The organism is Nostoc punctiforme PCC 73102, assembly GCF_000020025.1.
Classification (GTDB): Bacteria; Cyanobacteriota; Cyanobacteriia; order Cyanobacteriales; family Nostocaceae; genus Nostoc; species Nostoc punctiforme.
The window spans coordinates 2,870,487-2,887,093 of record NC_010628.1 but is presented as its reverse complement, the minus strand read 5'-3'; the positions used below and the strand labels follow the sequence as shown (position 1 = coordinate 2,887,093).

Sequence of the window (16,607 nt, the reverse complement as noted above, 5' to 3'; positions counted from 1 at the left end):
CTAATCTAGACAAATGTACTTTCACCAAGTATTTTTATAAAAAATAATTATAAACATGAGTCAATTTTATTGAACAGGATTTTTCACTCTTCTCACCTCTTGAGACCATATTTACCCTGTTATAATAGGTGTTAACCCCTTGTAAATTGGCGAATTTATTGACTAATAGTAAAGCTTTGATTATTATCATAAAGGTTGATGAGTAAATCAAAAACTTGTGGAAACCAACGTAAAAATTCAGGTTTTAGCCCTCGTGTTCACGAGGAAAACACCATTGTTTTAATACCAATTTAATATGAAGCTGCATAGAAAATATCTTCTAAAATAAAGTTATAAGACGAGATAGACATTACCTGCTAAAATGTTAATTGGGCAAACAATTGTTGTATGCGAGTACGTAAGTCTTGCAAAGAAGAAAAAAGTTCATTAAAAAGTGATTTTTTGAGATATTGCCAAAGCCTTTCAATGAAATTCAGTTCCAGAGGATGAGGTGGCTTTGTTGCAGGGGAATAATATTTTCAGGCCAATTAATTGCACCACTGACATGAGCAGAAGCTTGGTCTATTTGTAAAATTGCATAATCTTCACCTAATTGCCCAGCTAACCAGTTTAAAAACTGTTGAAAATAGTCACCATTTAGCTTGGGGTAAACTTGGCTGGAAATGTTGTCCTGTTAATGGTTCGATTGCACTATAAATCCAAAAATTTTCACGAAGCCATTTCACGGATACAGTTGGTTTGACTCCAGAAACCGTAATCACCTTTCCCGTTAAAGTTTTTAATCCCACCCTAGTTTCGTCCTGACACAGATAATGAATGCATTGGCGCAATCCTCAGCCTGGGGTAATGCCTGATAATTCGTCAGACTGAAATGACACCGAGAGTTTTTGCCATTATCAATACAGTTATTGGAATTCTTGTCTACTCCCTGCTGGTGTTATTGAATCAGAGAAGAGGGTTACTTGAGAATCAGTGAGTTAAGCCAGGGCGGCATTGCTGAGTAAGAAATTTCACCTGTTGACTCGTAAATGCTTTGTTGAATATCTCAATTCCAGATAAGTAAGCAAAAATAAATATAGGTATATAAATATACGTAAAGTTTAACCTTCAAGTATGTGCTTATAAGACGCTAAATATTCTAGAGTTTGTCTAGAGAGTATTTAATAATACATAACTTAACATTCTTTATGTCTTCTCAAGATCAGTTAATTCTTGAAGAAATTTGGATTTGTCCTCCCTTAGCCTTTGCTCGGTTTGGACAATCCCCATACCCAATGGAGAATTTTCATTGGGCGGAGAATGATTACTCACCTCGCGGTACAGCTGAAACAGTCATCAAGCCTGCACTGACGTTTAATATCGATCCCAACGGCAATATTTCTGCTTATTTGCCAGAAGAAATTCGCTTCAAAGACAAAGGGAAGTGGCGTCCGGTTTGTCCGTTTTTTGAGTTACACGGACGTTGGTCAGACGGGCATGAAGGACCCATAGGACTGAATGAATTGCAAGCAGCTAAGTTGAGTCTCAATGATGTGGTGTGGTACGTGGAAGCAGCCAACCGCAAGGCATATCATTACACCTTAGCAGAAGGGGATCTGGTTGCAGCTGCAATCGAAATTCCCGGTACAGATCATCTTTTACGCCCGATATTGGGTAACAGTCCGGAAGGGGCAGAGAATCCTCTGATTCCCCCTGGTGTAAATGTTCCATTAGGACATGTGCAAGTAATTCGCCCGAATCCAAGTTGGCCTGAGTTGCGTTTGCGAATTACCCCACCGCAGGGATTGATTTATGCTCCTAGTAGTGTACCAAGGTAACTTTGCTAAGTAAAACCTCTAATTGGTAAAATAGCCAAAAACGGGGTGTAACATGGCAAAAAAGTACATTGTTGACTTGAATGAAGATGAAGTTTCCCAACTGCAATCGATAATTAAGAAAGGTAAGCATAAGGCAAGAACCATAAGCCGTGCAAACATTCTTTTGATGGCTTCCGAAGGAGAAACGGATCAAGCGATCGCTAGCATAGTTAGAGCGCATGTTGCAACAGTGCAACGAATACGAGAAAAATTTGTCATTGGAGGGTTAGATTTTGCTTTAAAGGATGAAGTTCATCCACCAAAACATAAAAAATTAGATGAAAAGCAAGAAGCATTTTTGATTGCAACAGCTTGTTCTAATCCGCCAGAAGGAAGAGTGCGTTGGACAATGCAATTATTAGCAGATCATTTAGTGAACGTTGGTATCATAGATTCAATCTCAGATGAAACAGTACGTCAAACTTTAAAAAAAATGAAATTAAGCCTTGGTTGAAAGAACAATGGTGTATTCCTGAAGTTAACGCAGAATATGTTTTCCGAATGGAAGATGTGCTGGATTTATACAATGAGCCTTATGATCCTAAACGCCCTGTAGTCTGCTTTGATGAACGTCCATACCAATTAGTAGAAGAAGTAAGACTTCCTTTGCCACCACAGCCAGAGCAACCTGAACGTTATGATTTTGAGTATAAACGTAACGGGACAGTAAATTTATTCGCATGTTTTCAACCCTTGGCTGGATGGCGGCATATCGAAGTTACAGAACGTCGAACTAAAGCCGATTTTGCTAAACAAATGAAAAATTTAGTAGATGTTTCCTACCGAGATGCCGATGTTATTCGTTTAGTAGTTGATAACTTGAATATTCATACACCCAATGCATTATATGAAGTTTTTCCACCAGAAGAAGCACGTCGAATTATTCAAAAGTTAGAGTTTCACTATACTCCTAAACACGCTTCTTGGTGAGCCAGTGCGTTGGGCGGGTTCCCCGACTTGAAGCAACTGGCGAACCCGAAGGGCTGAATCAGGTAGAAATCGAATTATCTGTTTTATCTCGCCAATGTTTAGAACGGCGTATTCCTAATGCAGAAACATTAACTTCTGAGATTGCCGCTTGGGAGAAAAAACGTAATCAGCAAAAAGCTAGTGTTTATTGGGGTTTTCAAACCAAAGATGCTCGCCGAAAAATGGAGCGTTTATATCCAAATTTAACATAGCAAAGTTAGCTTGGCAGACTACTAGGTGCGTTAGTTACTATCGATAGCATTTATGAATTGCAACAGTCGGCTTTAGACGCTGATGTGCAAACTACGCTAGCACGTTTGTTCAGCCATGAAGAAGTTATTAAAGACGAGATGGCGATAAAAGTTGCAAAAGCCGTGGCACTTTTGGAGTTGATTCAAGAACAAGAACCGACAACTGTTACTTTGGTTAGCCAATGTCTTTATTCTCAGTTGGGAATGGGCAACAATGAGCCATCCAGTACAGCAGCTTTAGAAAAATTGCGAGGATTAGGGCTACTTTCCTATTCTGACAAACTTGGCTATAAAATTCAAAGTTCTGCTGGGCAAGAATGGCAGCGAGAGCGAGATAATCACAGCGTGATTACTGATGCTATTAGTTTGATTGTGGCAGATAAATTAAAGTCATTGTTAGGTACTGTAGAACGGCCTCGCTACAAAAACAAGTCGTTTCCTTGGTTAGCTATTTATAGCGATGGTCGTCAACGACAGGATGAGCGTATTCAAGGTTCAAACGACCCAGCAGTACTGACTATTGACTTTCGCTATCTCACTAATAAAGAAGAGCGAAACCCCACAACCTGGATACAAACTAGCGATCGCTCAAATTTCCGCGATCGCCTAATTTGGGTAGTAGGTACTTGCGATAATGTTGCAGCCCAAGTACGAGAACTTGCCAAATCCCAGCACATCATCAGTAAGTATGAAAGTCGCAAACAATCTCTTACCAAAGATAAGAGAAACCTACTTGGAGAAGAAGAAAGTCGCCGTGACGTGTTAGAGAAAGAAGTGCAAAAAGCGATCGCTCAGTCCTTTATGGATGGTGAAATCTTCTTCCGGGGACGACAAATCGACAAGCAGCAACACGGTACAACTTTTACTACTGTGCTTGGACGCATAGGGGAAAACATTTTGCCGGATCTTTACAGCCATTATGTAGATGTGGCAGTTACTCCAGGTGAATTAGCGCAACTTTTAGAGCCGAACTTATCTGGCCCATCCCACAAGTTTATGAAAGATGGGCTGGGCATACTCGAACTGGATGCAGGTAAATATATGCCTACCTGTAGCGGTGAAGTTCCTTCCCGGATTGGTCAGTACATTCAAGACCAAAATGGGGTTTCTGGTAATCAGCTGCTAACTCACTTTGGTGGGCCGCCCTATGGCTATCCCGCAGATGTGGTTAAAGCTTGCTTGGTAGGTTTACTTCGGGCTACTAAGGTGCGGATTCGACCCGAAACTGGCCCAGAAATTACTTCGGTGCGTGACCCTGGCGCTAAGGATATGTTCACTAAAGACCGGGACATCAAACGTGCTGATTTGCTACCTCCCAACGAAACCAGTATTACCCCGCGTGACAAAATTGCCATTTGTAAATTTTTCAAAGAATCACCATTAGATGTTGAATTGGATCGGGAAAATGATGCGATCGCTGATGCAGTGTTCCAGCAGTTCCCTGGTCAGGTCAAACGATTACAAGAATTAGAACGACGGTACAATCAACTACCAAACCGACCAAATTTACCCCCAGCTTTAGTCAAGTTACGCGAGTCCCTAGAAAAGTGTACCCGTTCTCGCCAAGTTGAAGACACTGTGATTGCAGTTAAGAAAAATCTCGATGCGCTGCGAGATGGAATTCAAGAACTTGGTATTTCCTTGACAGATTTGACTGATAGTGCTGTTGATGCAGTAACTAAGGCAATTAATATTCGGGATAACCAAGTAGCTCAACTCAAGCAGATTGAGCGTTGGACAGAAATTACTGAAGCGATCACAGCTTTAGAAGAACAGCTAAATAGCGATCGCTCTTGGCGGGACATTAGCAGTTTGGAACCTCACCTACAAACAATTGAACAGCACTACAAAGCCGTGCGGTTGAACTTGATTGAGAGTCAAGAGAAGCAAGCCAAAGCAATTCAAGGACGACTCAAACAGCGCCAAAACTTTATCAAATTAAACGAAAAGCAAGGAGAATATGTGTTCCGTTCCGTTCAAGAAGCGACCTATGACACAACTCAGGATGCACTCTATCCCAGTTTGTTAGAACTCAAAGATTCAGCACTAATTAAGCTTCAAAAGGCTGAGACTACTGCTAATAACAGGCTTGATGATGTCTTGTCTGAAGTCACCGAAGATCAAGTGGTGCAGCTACCGCTAAATCTTAGCGGTCGTGAAGTCAGCACAGAAGCAGAAATTAATGCACTAGTTAACCAGTTAAAAGAGCGGCTATTAGCTCAACTCAAACCCAATACTCGCATTCGCTTATCTTAAATGGGGCATGGGGAATAAGAAGCATAAATACTCAACTCCCAATCCCTAACTCCCAACTCCCAACTCCCAACTCCCAACTCCCAATCCCCAATCCCCAATCCCCAATTCCCTATTCTCCATTCCCTATTCCTAATGTCCTATCTCACCCCTGAAGCTAAATCCAAATTATCAAATACAATTCGTGCTTTAAGAGAACGTTTGCTCACTGATTTGCAAAACGCGATAGAAAGCACCTATCGATTATCAATTAAAACCTTAAATAAGGCGGGATTAGCAGAAGAGCAACAGGTGAAACGAGAGCGCTTGGAACAATGGCTGGATGAGCAATCCCGTAGTCAGGGTAAAAGTAAGAGACAAGAAGATGAAATACGCGATCGCCATTTGAAAACAGCAGTCAAGCTCGCAGCTGCAACCTTGCTCAATCGGCTGATAGTAATTAAGCAGATGGAAGCACACGGATTAATTAAACCTGCTGTATTAACCGGAGGTTGGCAGAGTCGGGGTTATCGGGAGTTTCGAGATTTTGCACCGGACTTGTGCAAGGATGAAACTGAGGGATACGGAACATTGCTGCAATTACTCTACGATGAACTGGCTCAGGAATTGCCTGGTTTGTTTGGCAATGTCGGAGTGACAGCACTATTCCCAATTCCAGCCAGTACCTTGAGAGCAGCAATTGAGGCTTTGGATGCAGCTGAATTAAAGGATGTTTGGCTGGATGATACAACTTTGGGGTGGGTTTATCAATACTGGAACGACCCAGAACGAGAAGCCCTAGATGCAAAACTAAATGGGGGCGGGAAGGTAGAACCCCATGAAATTGCCAGCAAAACCCAAATGTTTACAGAACGTTACATGGTGGAGTGGTTACTCCATAACAGTTTGGGGCAGATGTGGCTGGCGATGTGCAAAAAGAACGGTTGGACGGCTGAGGTTGAGGCAGATGGAACTTTAGCTCGTTTGGAAGCAAGGCGTAAAGAGTGGCGAGAAAAGCGCGAACAAAAAGAGGTAGCGTTAGATGCGTTAATGCCAATTGAACCGGGAATTGAACAAAATTGGAAATATTGGGTTCCCCAACCATTAACCGCAGATGCAGTCACTCATGCACCAGAGAGTGTGCGATCGCTCAAAATTTTAGACCCTGCCACTGGCTCGGCTCATTTCCTAGTAATTGCTTTTGGGTTATTATTTACACTTTACCAGGAAGAAGCAAGGCATCGGGGGGAAAATTGGAGCGATCGCCAAATTGTTGAGTCGATTCTAGAGAACAATTTATATGGTGTTGATATTGACCCCAGAGCAATACAAATTGCGGCAGCAGCGTTAATACTGAAGGCGCGGCTACTTTCTCCACAAGCAAGTCCTAAACATCTAAATTTGGTTGCATCTAATCTTCAGTTGGGTTCTTTACCAGCAGATGATCCGGCGTTGGTGGAGTTGCGGCGAGAGGTGACGGAAGCGACGGGAATTCCAGAAAAATTGACAAATCAGATTGTATATGCTTTGCAGGGGGCAGATTATTTAGGAACACTGTTGAAGGTAGACACTGCGGTAGATACAGCAATTAGCGAGTACGAAAGTCAGTTTCAACAGGTGATTCAAGGCAATATTTTTGCAGGCTTTGGTGAGCAAAAACCAGACTTTAATTTTCAGCAGACGAAAGCTTCTTTACTCGATAAACTTGAGCAATTTCTCTCGCGGTGTACCAGTGGCGATGATTTGGGCTTGCGGTTGCGGGGTGAGCAGTTAGCAGCAGGTATCAGATTTATCCGCCTTGTACGTGAAAATAGCTATAATTTGGTGATTGGCAATCCGCCGTATCAGGGGACGAGTAAGATGGCGGATGTTGGGTATATTACGAAGAATTACCCTAAAGGAAAGGCGGATTTGTATGCAGCTTTTTTGGAACGGGGTTTGCAATTAGCAAGAACTGGGGGTGTGTCTGCGTTATTGACAATGCGGAATTGGATGTTTATTCAACAATATACGCAGATTCGAGAATGGTTATTGGGTAATTCTGATTTGCGAATGATAGGAGATTTAAATACAGCCGCTTTTGAAGATGTACAAAACTCAGAAGTTCTTGCTGTCATGATGAGCATATTCTTAAATACGCTACCTAGCGGAGAAATGAGTATAGCAATGCAGGCAACTCCGCTAGGTGAAAATTCTTATGATAGAAAGCGAACAAAACGGAAACAGGCAACACTTTTATCACAAGCTGGGCATTTTGAATTTTGGAGCAATCGCTTTGAGGTTATCAAAGAAAAACCTCTTGTTTATTGGTGGGATAAAGATTTTCTCAAATGCTATGCTGAAACACCAAAAATGGGAGATGAAACTGATGTCAGAGTAGGGATGCAAACTGCCAATAATACCCGTTTTTTACGACAGCCTTGGGAAATTAAGCTTACTGAACTCTTAATTTGTGCTACAAATATTCCTCTTTTGAGCCTTCCTCGAAATAAATGGGTTCCTTATATCAAGGGTGCTGCTGGTAAAGTTTGGTTTGAACCACTTACAGATGTTTTACTTTGGGAACCAAATGCACTGGCTGTAAAGTTAATGGAGCGTGGTGGAGAACAAACTTCACGACCTCAAAATGAACAGTATTACTTCCGAGCAGGAGTTGCATTCACATCTACAGGTAGTATTTTTGCAGCAAGATTTCATAGATTTAAAAGTGTGTTTGATGTAAAAGGTCAATCAGTTTTCCCAAACATTACAAGCAACACAGTATGTTTGATGAATTCTAAAATTGCCCGTAATGTACTGATTGCATTAAACCCTAGCATTAGTTTTCAGGTCGGAGATGCAAAACGCCTTCCCCTTTTCCCCATCGAATCAGCAGACGAAATCTTCGCCCAACTTGACACAGCCTTCACTGAACACGAAGCCGCTCGCGAAACCTCAGTAGAATTCAAAAAACCAGGTACATCAGCTTGGAACTATGCCCAAGAATGGGCGCAAACAGCAGTAGACCGTGAACCTGGCACACCTTTACCAAACTACAAACCTGTCTACGAAGAACCACTCCCAACCAATTTCGTTTCCTATGCTATTGGCGTAGCATTAGGGCGATTTGGCACAAATGGCGAAGGTATCCTTTATCTTTCCGCCTATTCTGAAAAAGACAGTTTAGAACACCCAAGCTGTAAACCCATCCAAGAAACTTGGCACGAGTACGGTTCAATTATTGCCAAAGGAACCCAACTTCGCAAATGGTTGCGGTTATCCTTCTTTAAAGATGTTCACTTAGGAATGTACGAAAGCCGCCCAATTTACTTTCCCCTTTCATCCCAACGGAAAAATTTTGTTGCTTTTATCAGCATTCATCGCTGGGCTGATAACACATTGCAAACTTTATTAGCAGATTACCTCATCCCCGAACTCAGCCAACTAGAAGGCGAACTCAACGACCTGACCACAGCCAGACATCAAGGCGATAAAAAAACACAAGCAAAAGCTGAAGAACACTACAGCGAAGTACAAAAACTCCACGAAGAACTCAAAGCATTTATCAACCTAGTGAGACAGTGCGCGGAACAAGGGCCACCCCCAGCCAATGCAAAAGATATTAAGCGCGAAGTTGATGCCCGTTTCAAAATGGCTTTGGATGACGGTGTGATGGTCAATAGTGCAGCCCTCTGGCCTTTACTCGAACCCCAGTGGAACCAACCCAAAAAATGGTGGTTAGAACTCTGCAACGCCCAAGGTAAAAAAGATTATGACTGGTCACATTTAGCCGCCCGTTATTTTCCCCAACGGGTTGAGGGTAAATGCAAACTAGATCCTTCCCTAGCTATTGCCCACAGTTGCTTTTGGAAATATCACCCAGCTAAAGCTTACGAGTGGGAACTGCGCTTGCAAGATGAAATTTCTGAGGATTTCACTATTGATGAACAAAATTCTGATAGTCTGCGCCAAGCCTTTGCTAAAGAAAATCCTCAGCTAGTGCAAGAAATTATCGAAAAAGAAGAGAAGCGACGGGAACGCAAACGCAAAAAAGAAGAAACCCAAGAAGAAGATTTCGGCCCTCTGTTTGAGCAAGAAGAGGAGGAAGCCGCATGAGTCAATTAAGTCCAATTACCACAGTTTTAGAAGCAGAACTGAAGCGAGAACTGCGTCAACGCGGTATCGTTATTTGGCTAGATAAAGACGGGTACTACAACAGTTATGTTGATGAGTTAATCGCCCGCTATAACCGTGGTGACTTTTTTGCCCCAGTCGTTGCCTTTCGCGGCAGTTACTTAGAGATGGTACTTGCCCTCGAAACTTATGGCAATGGACTTGACCCCGAACCGTTGTTAATTCACATGCCCGGTCATACGGAAGAAACTATCCGCAAAACTCCTATTCTGGAACTTTACCGCGCCGGCTACCGTTTCCGCAAAGCCTTTGACACATTGATTCGGGAAGCAGTTACAGGCCACGTTAACCCTGCTAGTATCGAAAACTACCTTAACAATGGCATCACTGACTTACAATCTGCCGAGGAGTGGCTGCAAAATAACCTTTCCCAACCCCAGGACGGACTAGCAGCTTATTTAACAAGTCTGAGTTTAGAGTGGATTGTAGACGGTATCCTGGGCGAAGACAAAGTACTGCAATCGAGAATCAGCGACCAAACCGCTCTCAACACCTTAACAGAACATCTCTACCGCCACACAGGGATGAACACAGCCTTTGTGTGCTTTTTTCACGGCGACACACCCCTATCTTTCCTCGACCTGGGCGAAACATTTGCTGCTTGGCTGATGTGCGTTGAATATGTCCATGACCTCACTCGCCCACCTCATCTTGATGCACTTCAACCCCTGGCCCAACTTTCTCTACCCTTGCGAAAGACCTGCAAGCAACTTGTTGAATATCTGCGAAAACGCCATCCAGATATTTATGCAGCCAAAGCAGCAATTGTAGAATCCCATCTAGAACAAGAACTTAATCAAATTAGCCCCGAAGACTTAGGACAATTTGAAACCTTCCAGTGGGAAGAAACAGCCATTTTACAGGGTGCTGTAGAAGCACTGCTGACTGGGGAATTTCAGAAAGCCTTACACTGGTCACAATCTCACACCGAGTCTGCTTCATTTTGGCTAGAACGCGATCGCACTCGCAGATTAGAATGGTCATTAATCAAAGATGCAGCCACTTTGGGTTACATGATTCAAGGTTCAGGGCAGCTTCAGGGCAAACAAACCCTCAGAGAAGCTTTAGAATACTATACACAAACTGGCTCTGAAGTAGACAAAGCACATCGCCGTTTTGAGCAGCAGAGGTTAAAACTCCTAGAACCCACCTTACCCCACTTCGCCCAACTCCTAGAAGCTGCCGATAAACTTCGTTTTCAGTATCGCAATTGGGCTGATACCCTGGCACAAGATTTTGCCGTCATCTGCACCACAGAAAGCTTTTTACCCGATGATGGGCTTCAGCAACGCACTCTCTACGAGCAAGTAGTACACCCCCTCACCCAAGGTAATAAAAAAGTTGCTTACTTTCTGATTGATGCCTTCCGCTACGAAATGGCAACAGAACTTATCCAAGAATTTGAAGGGGCTGGTACTACCGTAACGTTGAAAGGGAGATATGCCGAATTACCCAGCATCACTGCTGTCGGGATGAACATCCTTGCCCCCGTTAACCAAAATGGTCGGGTAGTATTAGCGGGTAGTGATGGTTTCAAAGGTTTTAAAACAGGTGAGTATACTGTGCGAAAGCCTGATGAACGAGTTCGGGCAATGAGTGAGAAGAGTATTGATAATATCAGTGCAGGTCGTAGAAAAGTTCGGGGTCTGACTCTAGCAGAGGTCTGCAATTGGTCAACCACCAGCCTCAAACAAAGCTGCGCTAATACCAATCTTGTTGTTGTTCACAGTAGAGAAATTGACGATGCAGGCGAAGCTAATGTAGGTTTAGCAACCTTTGAAACCTGGCTGCAACAAATCAAGTCAGCCTGGAACCACCTCAAAAGTATTGGTATAAATGAGTTTATATTCACTGCTGACCACGGATTTCTCCTACAAGACCAAACCACCCAAGAAAAACCCTATCGTGACTCCAATCGCCGTTATATCCTTGCCAAAGAATCTCGCTCCGAAGAAGGAATGGTAACAGTTTCTTTAAATGCCCTCAAATATGAAGGACAAGAAGGTTACTTACTATTCCGTAAAGATACTGCTGTTTTTGCCACTGGCAATCCTGGTGCTACCTTTGTACATGGTGGGAATAGCCTTCAAGAGCGAGTTATTCCTGTACTAACAGTATCCCATCGTCATCAGTCTCATTTGGCAATGGTGAAATATCTCATCGAAGCCAAACCAGAGCCAAATATTTTAGACTGTAGCCGAATTCGGGTTAGGGTTAAGCCCGCGCCTGTTGCCCAAGGCGTTCTCAGTTTTGTGGGAGCCAGGGAAATTAATGTCGCTTTGCGCGTGCCAGAGCGACCTGATATCCAAGTTACGATTAAGGATGCCCCTGGTGCAGAAGTCAAAAATCAGCAACTCCAAATTGCCGTCGAAGGAGATTGGATTGAGGTGCTTTTTGACCTCAAGGGACAGCGAGATGAGCGTGTCCGTCTGGAAATTTATCACCCAGATAATGTTGAAGATGTAGAGTCAATAGTTCCTCAAACTTATTTCAATGTCTCTGGCTCATTCCAGGGTGAGGTTTCTACCGCTACCGAATTACCCAAAAATACTGACTGGCAAGATAGTTTCGAGGATGAAACCGTTCGGCGTGTGTTCTTCCACCTCCAGCAACACGGCTCGATTACAGAACCTGAACTAAACCAAATCCTTGGTTCAGCCAGACTGGTGCGACGTTTCTCCTTAGATTTTGAGGAACACCTGAAGAAGGTTCCTTTCTCAGTCAGGATTGAAACAACCAGTAATGGTAAACGCTATGTCAAGCAAAATTAACAGATTAATGTATAAAAGTAAACGTATTAATTAAAATCAACTATGGCAATCAGTGAACGAGATATTGAACATATTTTTGAGCGTCTTCGCTCCGGTGTTGTTCCAGAACGAGGGTTAGAAGCCTTTGCTGTCGGTATTGACAAACAGCGAACAGAAATTCATCGCCAATTCCAACTAGCAGCTAATAGCGAAGGTGTCTTCAAGTTTTTACGCGGTGGCTACGGCTGTGGTAAAACTTTTATGTCCCGTCTGGCCATCCTTGATGCCCAAGCTCAAGGCTTTGCCACCAGTTTTGTTGTCGTTTCTGATAACGATTTGCACTTTTACAAATTCGATGATGTTTATCGCAAAGTCGTTCAGGAATTGGGAACTAGTTCTTGTCCTAGAGGTGCTTTAAGCGATATTATCGATCGCTGGATTGCGCGTGTGGAAGATGCACTGATTGCTGGCGGGGCAGATGAAAACAGCGACGAGTTCGATACTTTAGTACAGCAACGCATAGAAGAAGAACTTGCTTCTCTCACGGGCGGTAAAGCTCCAGAAGATATGGCACGAGTTCTCCGTGCTATTTTTACTTTTAAGCAGAAAGGTGAAATTGCTGAAGCCAGCGCCTTGCTTTCTTGGCTAGCTGGTAGTGAAAATGTGGCTGCTACCGCTAAAAAAGCCGCAGGCATTAAGGGAGATATTGCTAGCCGAGATGCCCTAGACTACCTGCACGGTATTCTCGAAATTGTCAAAGCCGCAGGCTACAAGGGACTGGTTATTGTCATTGATGAAGTAGAAACAGTACTGCGAATGCGGCATGATAGTCGAGGTAAATCTTTAAATGGAATTCGCCAAATCTGTGATGCCGCCGACCGTTACAGAGGATTGTTATGGATTTATACGGGGACACCTGAATTTTTTGATACTAAACGCGGAGTTGCTGGACTAGAACCTCTGCATGACCGTATCCAATTTCTGACTCTTGCTGGCTTTGCAAACCCCCGCCAACCCCAGTTAGAACTCAAACCCTTTGATGCACGCCGTCTAAAAGAGGTGGCACTCAAATTGCGAGAAATTTTCCCCACAGCCAATCGGACTGGAATTGTCAATAAAGTCACTTTCGAATTTATTGAACGGCTAGTTGCCAAAGTTACTGCTGGCTTTAAGGGAGACGTGGGAGTAGTTCCTCGACAATTTCTGCGCCAGTTTGTCAACATCCTTGATTTAGCATCAGAAAATGATGAATTTGACCCGATGAGCGCAGAAGGTTTTGAACCCACAGATTTAAATGAAGTAGAATTGCTCATCCGTGAAGGTCGTACTTATTTTGACGAAGATCCTGCGGATATCCAAGGTTACGCAGCCGTGGAGTTCTAGCCATGACTTCAGCCTTTGCTCGCTTTCCTCCCCGTCTGCAAGCCGCTATTGTCTCCAACTTAGGGTGGTCTTCTCTGCGTCCTGTCCAAGAACTGGCAGGACATACACTGCTCGACGGTAATAATGCAATTGTTCTAGCCCCTACAGCTGGTGGCAAAACGGAAGCTTCTATATTTCCATTATTAGCAACGTTAATGGAACGCGAACCTGAAGGAGTTGGACTTATATATGTTGCACCAATTAAAGCTTTGTTGAATAATCAAGCTGAACGTTTGGGGCATTACACCGAAATGGTAGGTCTAAGGCGCTTTCTTTGGCATGGGGATATTAAAGATAAGGAAAAGCGTGCCTTTATTAAAGAGCCGACAGCACTATTGATGACCACTCCTGAGTCATTAGAGGTAATGCTGCTATCCGCCAAAGTCCCCCACACAAAAATCTTTGGCGATATGCGTGCTTTAATATTGGCGATATGCGTGCTTTAATAATTGATGAAGTTCATGCTCTAGCTGGTACAGACCGAGGTGCCCATCTCATGTCCGTTATGGAACGGCTAGTTCGTTACACCAATAATGATGTGCAGCGCGTTGGACTTAGTGCCACCGTTGGTAATCCGGTAGATATTTTGCATTGGCTCCAAGGTACATCAAAACGTCCAGGTTGCGTAGTCAATCCGCCCAAAGTTCCCTCGAAAAAGGATTTGCGCGTTTATCTGCGTGATACGCTAGGCGCGATCGCTCAAGATGCCAGCCAGATAACGCAGAGCAAGAAAAGCCTGTTTTTTTGCCAAAGTCGGTCTTTGGCTGAAGAAATTGCCGAACGGATGCGTAACCGAGGTACAGATGTCTTTGTCCACCATAGTTCTGTCTCCCTAGAAGAACGAACAGCCGCAGAAGACCGTTTTCATAGAGGGACAAATGCCAGCATTATTTGTACCTCCACTCTAGAGTTGGGTATCGATGTTGGCGATCTCGATTTAGTATTGCAAGCTAATGCCCCTTCTACTGTCTCATCTTTCCTCCAGCGCTTGGGCCGCACTGGACGAAGAACAGGGCAACAAGCTAATACTACATTTTTCTGTGAAAATGTAGAGACAGTTTTGCAAGCGATCGCCATCATTGAACTAGCTAGGAAAGGCTGGGTCGAATCTATACCTACTCAGACACGCGCATGGCCCGTACTTGTACATCAGCTATTAGCACTTACCCTACAATTTGGTGGCATTAGCCCAGAACTCTGCTGGGGGCAACTTTCAGTAGTTCCTGATTTTTCAGGCATAACCCACTCAGAATTTGAAATACTTATCAAACACATGATTCAGGAGGATTTCCTGTTTCTAGCTGGTGGGCTACTGTCAATGGGAGAAAAAGCAGAACGAGTGTTTGGGCGTAAAAACTTCATGGAACTCTACGCTGTTTTTAGTAGCCCAGTTCTCTATAAAGTTCAAACACCAGCAGGTTACACTGTAGGCTCTCTAGAGCAAGCTTTTGTTGATAAATTAGTTGCACAGATGAGTTCATTTCTTCTCGGCGGTCGGGCTTGGACAGTCATGCACGTTAGCCATGAGGAACGCACAGTTGGAGTTGTTCCAGCCCCCCGTGGTAAAAAACCAAGCTGGGGTGGCTTTGCCCCACAGCTACTAGGCTTTGAACTTTGTCAGCAAATTGCGGAAATATTGCAATCAGAAAGTACTATTCCTTACATTGATGCTAAGACGCAAGTTGTGTTAGATGAGTACCGTTCTGATCTCAGGCCATTAATAACAGAAGTTCAATCAAGCATCCAATTAGAAACAGATCGGGCGCTGTGGTGGACTTTCGCAGGTGGACAAATTAATCACACCCTCAAATACGGTCTGCAATTTCACCATGATTGGAAGATTACCTCTGACAACTTCAAGTTAAAAATTGAAGGCGATAGTGTTGGTTATGCAACTTTAAGTTTAGCGATCGCTCAGATGAGTACTCCTGCCTTTTGGGAAAATTCAGCTACCCAGCGCTTCATTCTTTCGCAATTACCAGAATATCGTCTAAGTAAGTTTCAGAGGGCGTTGCTAGAAGCGTATTCTCTAGAGATGGTTAGCAATTATTTGCTAGATATGCCAGGAGTAATTAAATTTTTGAATTTAAATAAACTTGAATAGTTTTATCTCAGTAACAAAGCCACTTTGAGCGAGATACCTTAGATTGAACTAAAATCAAGTCAAAGTTTAAAAGACTGTGGGTTGCGCTCATCATCACCTACGCTTGTTATCAAAATTCCCTGTCTGCAAAAAATCCTTTCCAGTTTGATTTTGGGAATCAATGGTTCCTATAAGGCTAAAGAGTGCCCAAAACATCTGTGTAAAATATTGTGACATCTGCACGAAAAAGAAATTTGTATCGAAAAAGATAAATTCCTCAGCAAGAGACTCGTATTTTCCATAGATTTGCTGTATCTTGTTTATTCCGTGCAATTATTAACACCCAATTTCTCCCAACTTTGCTGTCATCCAGATTTTCAGCCGATGCCTTTGGGGAGCAGTGAATGAAAACATTAACAAGATAGATTATGAAGATCATCAAAAAATCCGACAAGCTGACTCTGAAGAAAATGATGGAAATCCAACACACTGAAGACCAAAATCTTCAAGCTGATACCGTCAATTCCTCAGCCCCTGTAGTTGATGAGCAACCAGCAGCAATTCCAGTGGCTAGAGTTCCTGACTATATTCCATTCCTTGACAATCCTCCAGTACAGTCTGTTGGCAACTCTGGCTGGCAGATTTCTGACATTTGGCGGGATATCCGGGTGGATGATTTTTGTGGGTGATACTCCTGTTAAACATAGGTAAAAAACAATACTTTTGTCTTGTAGTGTACGTACTGTCACAAACAGGAGTTGCTCTTTGGTAAAGAAGCCTACCAAATAATCAACGGTAGCATTAAAGTTGAGTGCGTAGACGTTTAGGCGGCAAGGCGATAGACATTGCAATGGCTCAATGGGTAAACGAA

At 43.2% G+C, this 16,607-nt stretch carries 8 protein-coding genes and 1 pseudogene; all 9 read left to right on the top strand.

Annotation, left to right across the window (positions count from 1 at the left end; all coding sequences use genetic code 11):
* Nucleotides 1-1,187: 1,187 nt before the first annotated feature.
* A complete protein-coding gene (locus tag NPUN_RS11755) occupies nucleotides 1,188-1,817 on the top strand; it encodes a hypothetical protein (RefSeq protein ID WP_041565343.1) in 630 nt (209 codons plus the stop codon).
* Between the two features lie 52 nt (nucleotides 1,818-1,869).
* Nucleotides 1,870-3,037, top strand: a pseudogene (locus NPUN_RS40060) (IS630 family transposase).
* A 57-nt stretch (nucleotides 3,038-3,094) separates the two neighbouring features.
* Nucleotides 3,095-5,332, top strand: a complete 2,238-nt coding sequence (locus NPUN_RS11740) for a hypothetical protein (RefSeq protein ID WP_052304589.1) — start codon at nucleotides 3,095-3,097, stop codon at nucleotides 5,330-5,332.
* A gap of 132 nt (nucleotides 5,333-5,464) precedes the next feature.
* Complete coding sequence (gene pglX, locus NPUN_RS11735; protein ID WP_012408908.1) at nucleotides 5,465-9,403, top strand: BREX-6 system adenine-specific DNA-methyltransferase PglX; 3,939 nt, start codon at nucleotides 5,465-5,467, stop codon at nucleotides 9,401-9,403.
* Nucleotides 9,400-12,252, top strand: coding sequence for a BREX-6 system phosphatase PglZ (gene pglZ, locus NPUN_RS11730; protein WP_012408907.1), 2,853 nt, complete (start codon nucleotides 9,400-9,402; stop codon nucleotides 12,250-12,252). Before pglX ends, pglZ begins: the two co-directional genes overlap by 4 nt.
* Nucleotides 12,253-12,294: 42 nt before the next feature.
* On the top strand, nucleotides 12,295-13,614 hold the full coding sequence (gene brxD / locus NPUN_RS11725) for a BREX system ATP-binding protein BrxD (protein WP_012408906.1): 1,320 nt from the start codon (nucleotides 12,295-12,297) through the stop codon (nucleotides 13,612-13,614).
* A gap of 2 nt (nucleotides 13,615-13,616) precedes the next feature.
* A complete protein-coding gene (locus NPUN_RS42730; protein WP_202947539.1) occupies nucleotides 13,617-14,099 on the top strand; it encodes a DEAD/DEAH box helicase in 483 nt (160 codons plus the stop codon).
* Nucleotides 14,087-15,757: a helicase-related protein gene (locus tag NPUN_RS11720; protein WP_202947538.1), complete on the top strand. Its 1,671-nt coding sequence runs from the start codon at nucleotides 14,087-14,089 to the stop codon at nucleotides 15,755-15,757. Before NPUN_RS42730 ends, NPUN_RS11720 begins: the two co-directional genes overlap by 13 nt.
* A 407-nt stretch (nucleotides 15,758-16,164) precedes the next feature.
* Nucleotides 16,165-16,425, top strand: coding sequence for a hypothetical protein (locus tag NPUN_RS11710; RefSeq protein WP_012408905.1), 261 nt, complete (start codon nucleotides 16,165-16,167; stop codon nucleotides 16,423-16,425).
* The last annotated feature ends 182 nt before the right edge of the window (nucleotides 16,426-16,607 follow it).

Coding starts and splice junctions, on each gene's coding strand:
- NPUN_RS11755 (WP_041565343.1), top strand. CDS start 1,188: ATGTCTTCTCAAGATCAGTTAATTCTTGAAGAAATTTGGATTTGTCCT.
- NPUN_RS11710 (WP_012408905.1), top strand. CDS start 16,165: ATGAAGATCATCAAAAAATCCGACAAGCTGACTCTGAAGAAAATGATG.
- brxD (WP_012408906.1), top strand. CDS start 12,295: ATGGCAATCAGTGAACGAGATATTGAACATATTTTTGAGCGTCTTCGC.
- pglZ (WP_012408907.1), top strand. CDS start 9,400: ATGAGTCAATTAAGTCCAATTACCACAGTTTTAGAAGCAGAACTGAAG.
- pglX (WP_012408908.1), top strand. CDS start 5,465: ATGTCCTATCTCACCCCTGAAGCTAAATCCAAATTATCAAATACAATT.
- NPUN_RS42730 (WP_202947539.1), top strand. CDS start 13,617: ATGACTTCAGCCTTTGCTCGCTTTCCTCCCCGTCTGCAAGCCGCTATT.
- NPUN_RS11720 (WP_202947538.1), top strand. CDS start 14,087: ATGCGTGCTTTAATAATTGATGAAGTTCATGCTCTAGCTGGTACAGAC.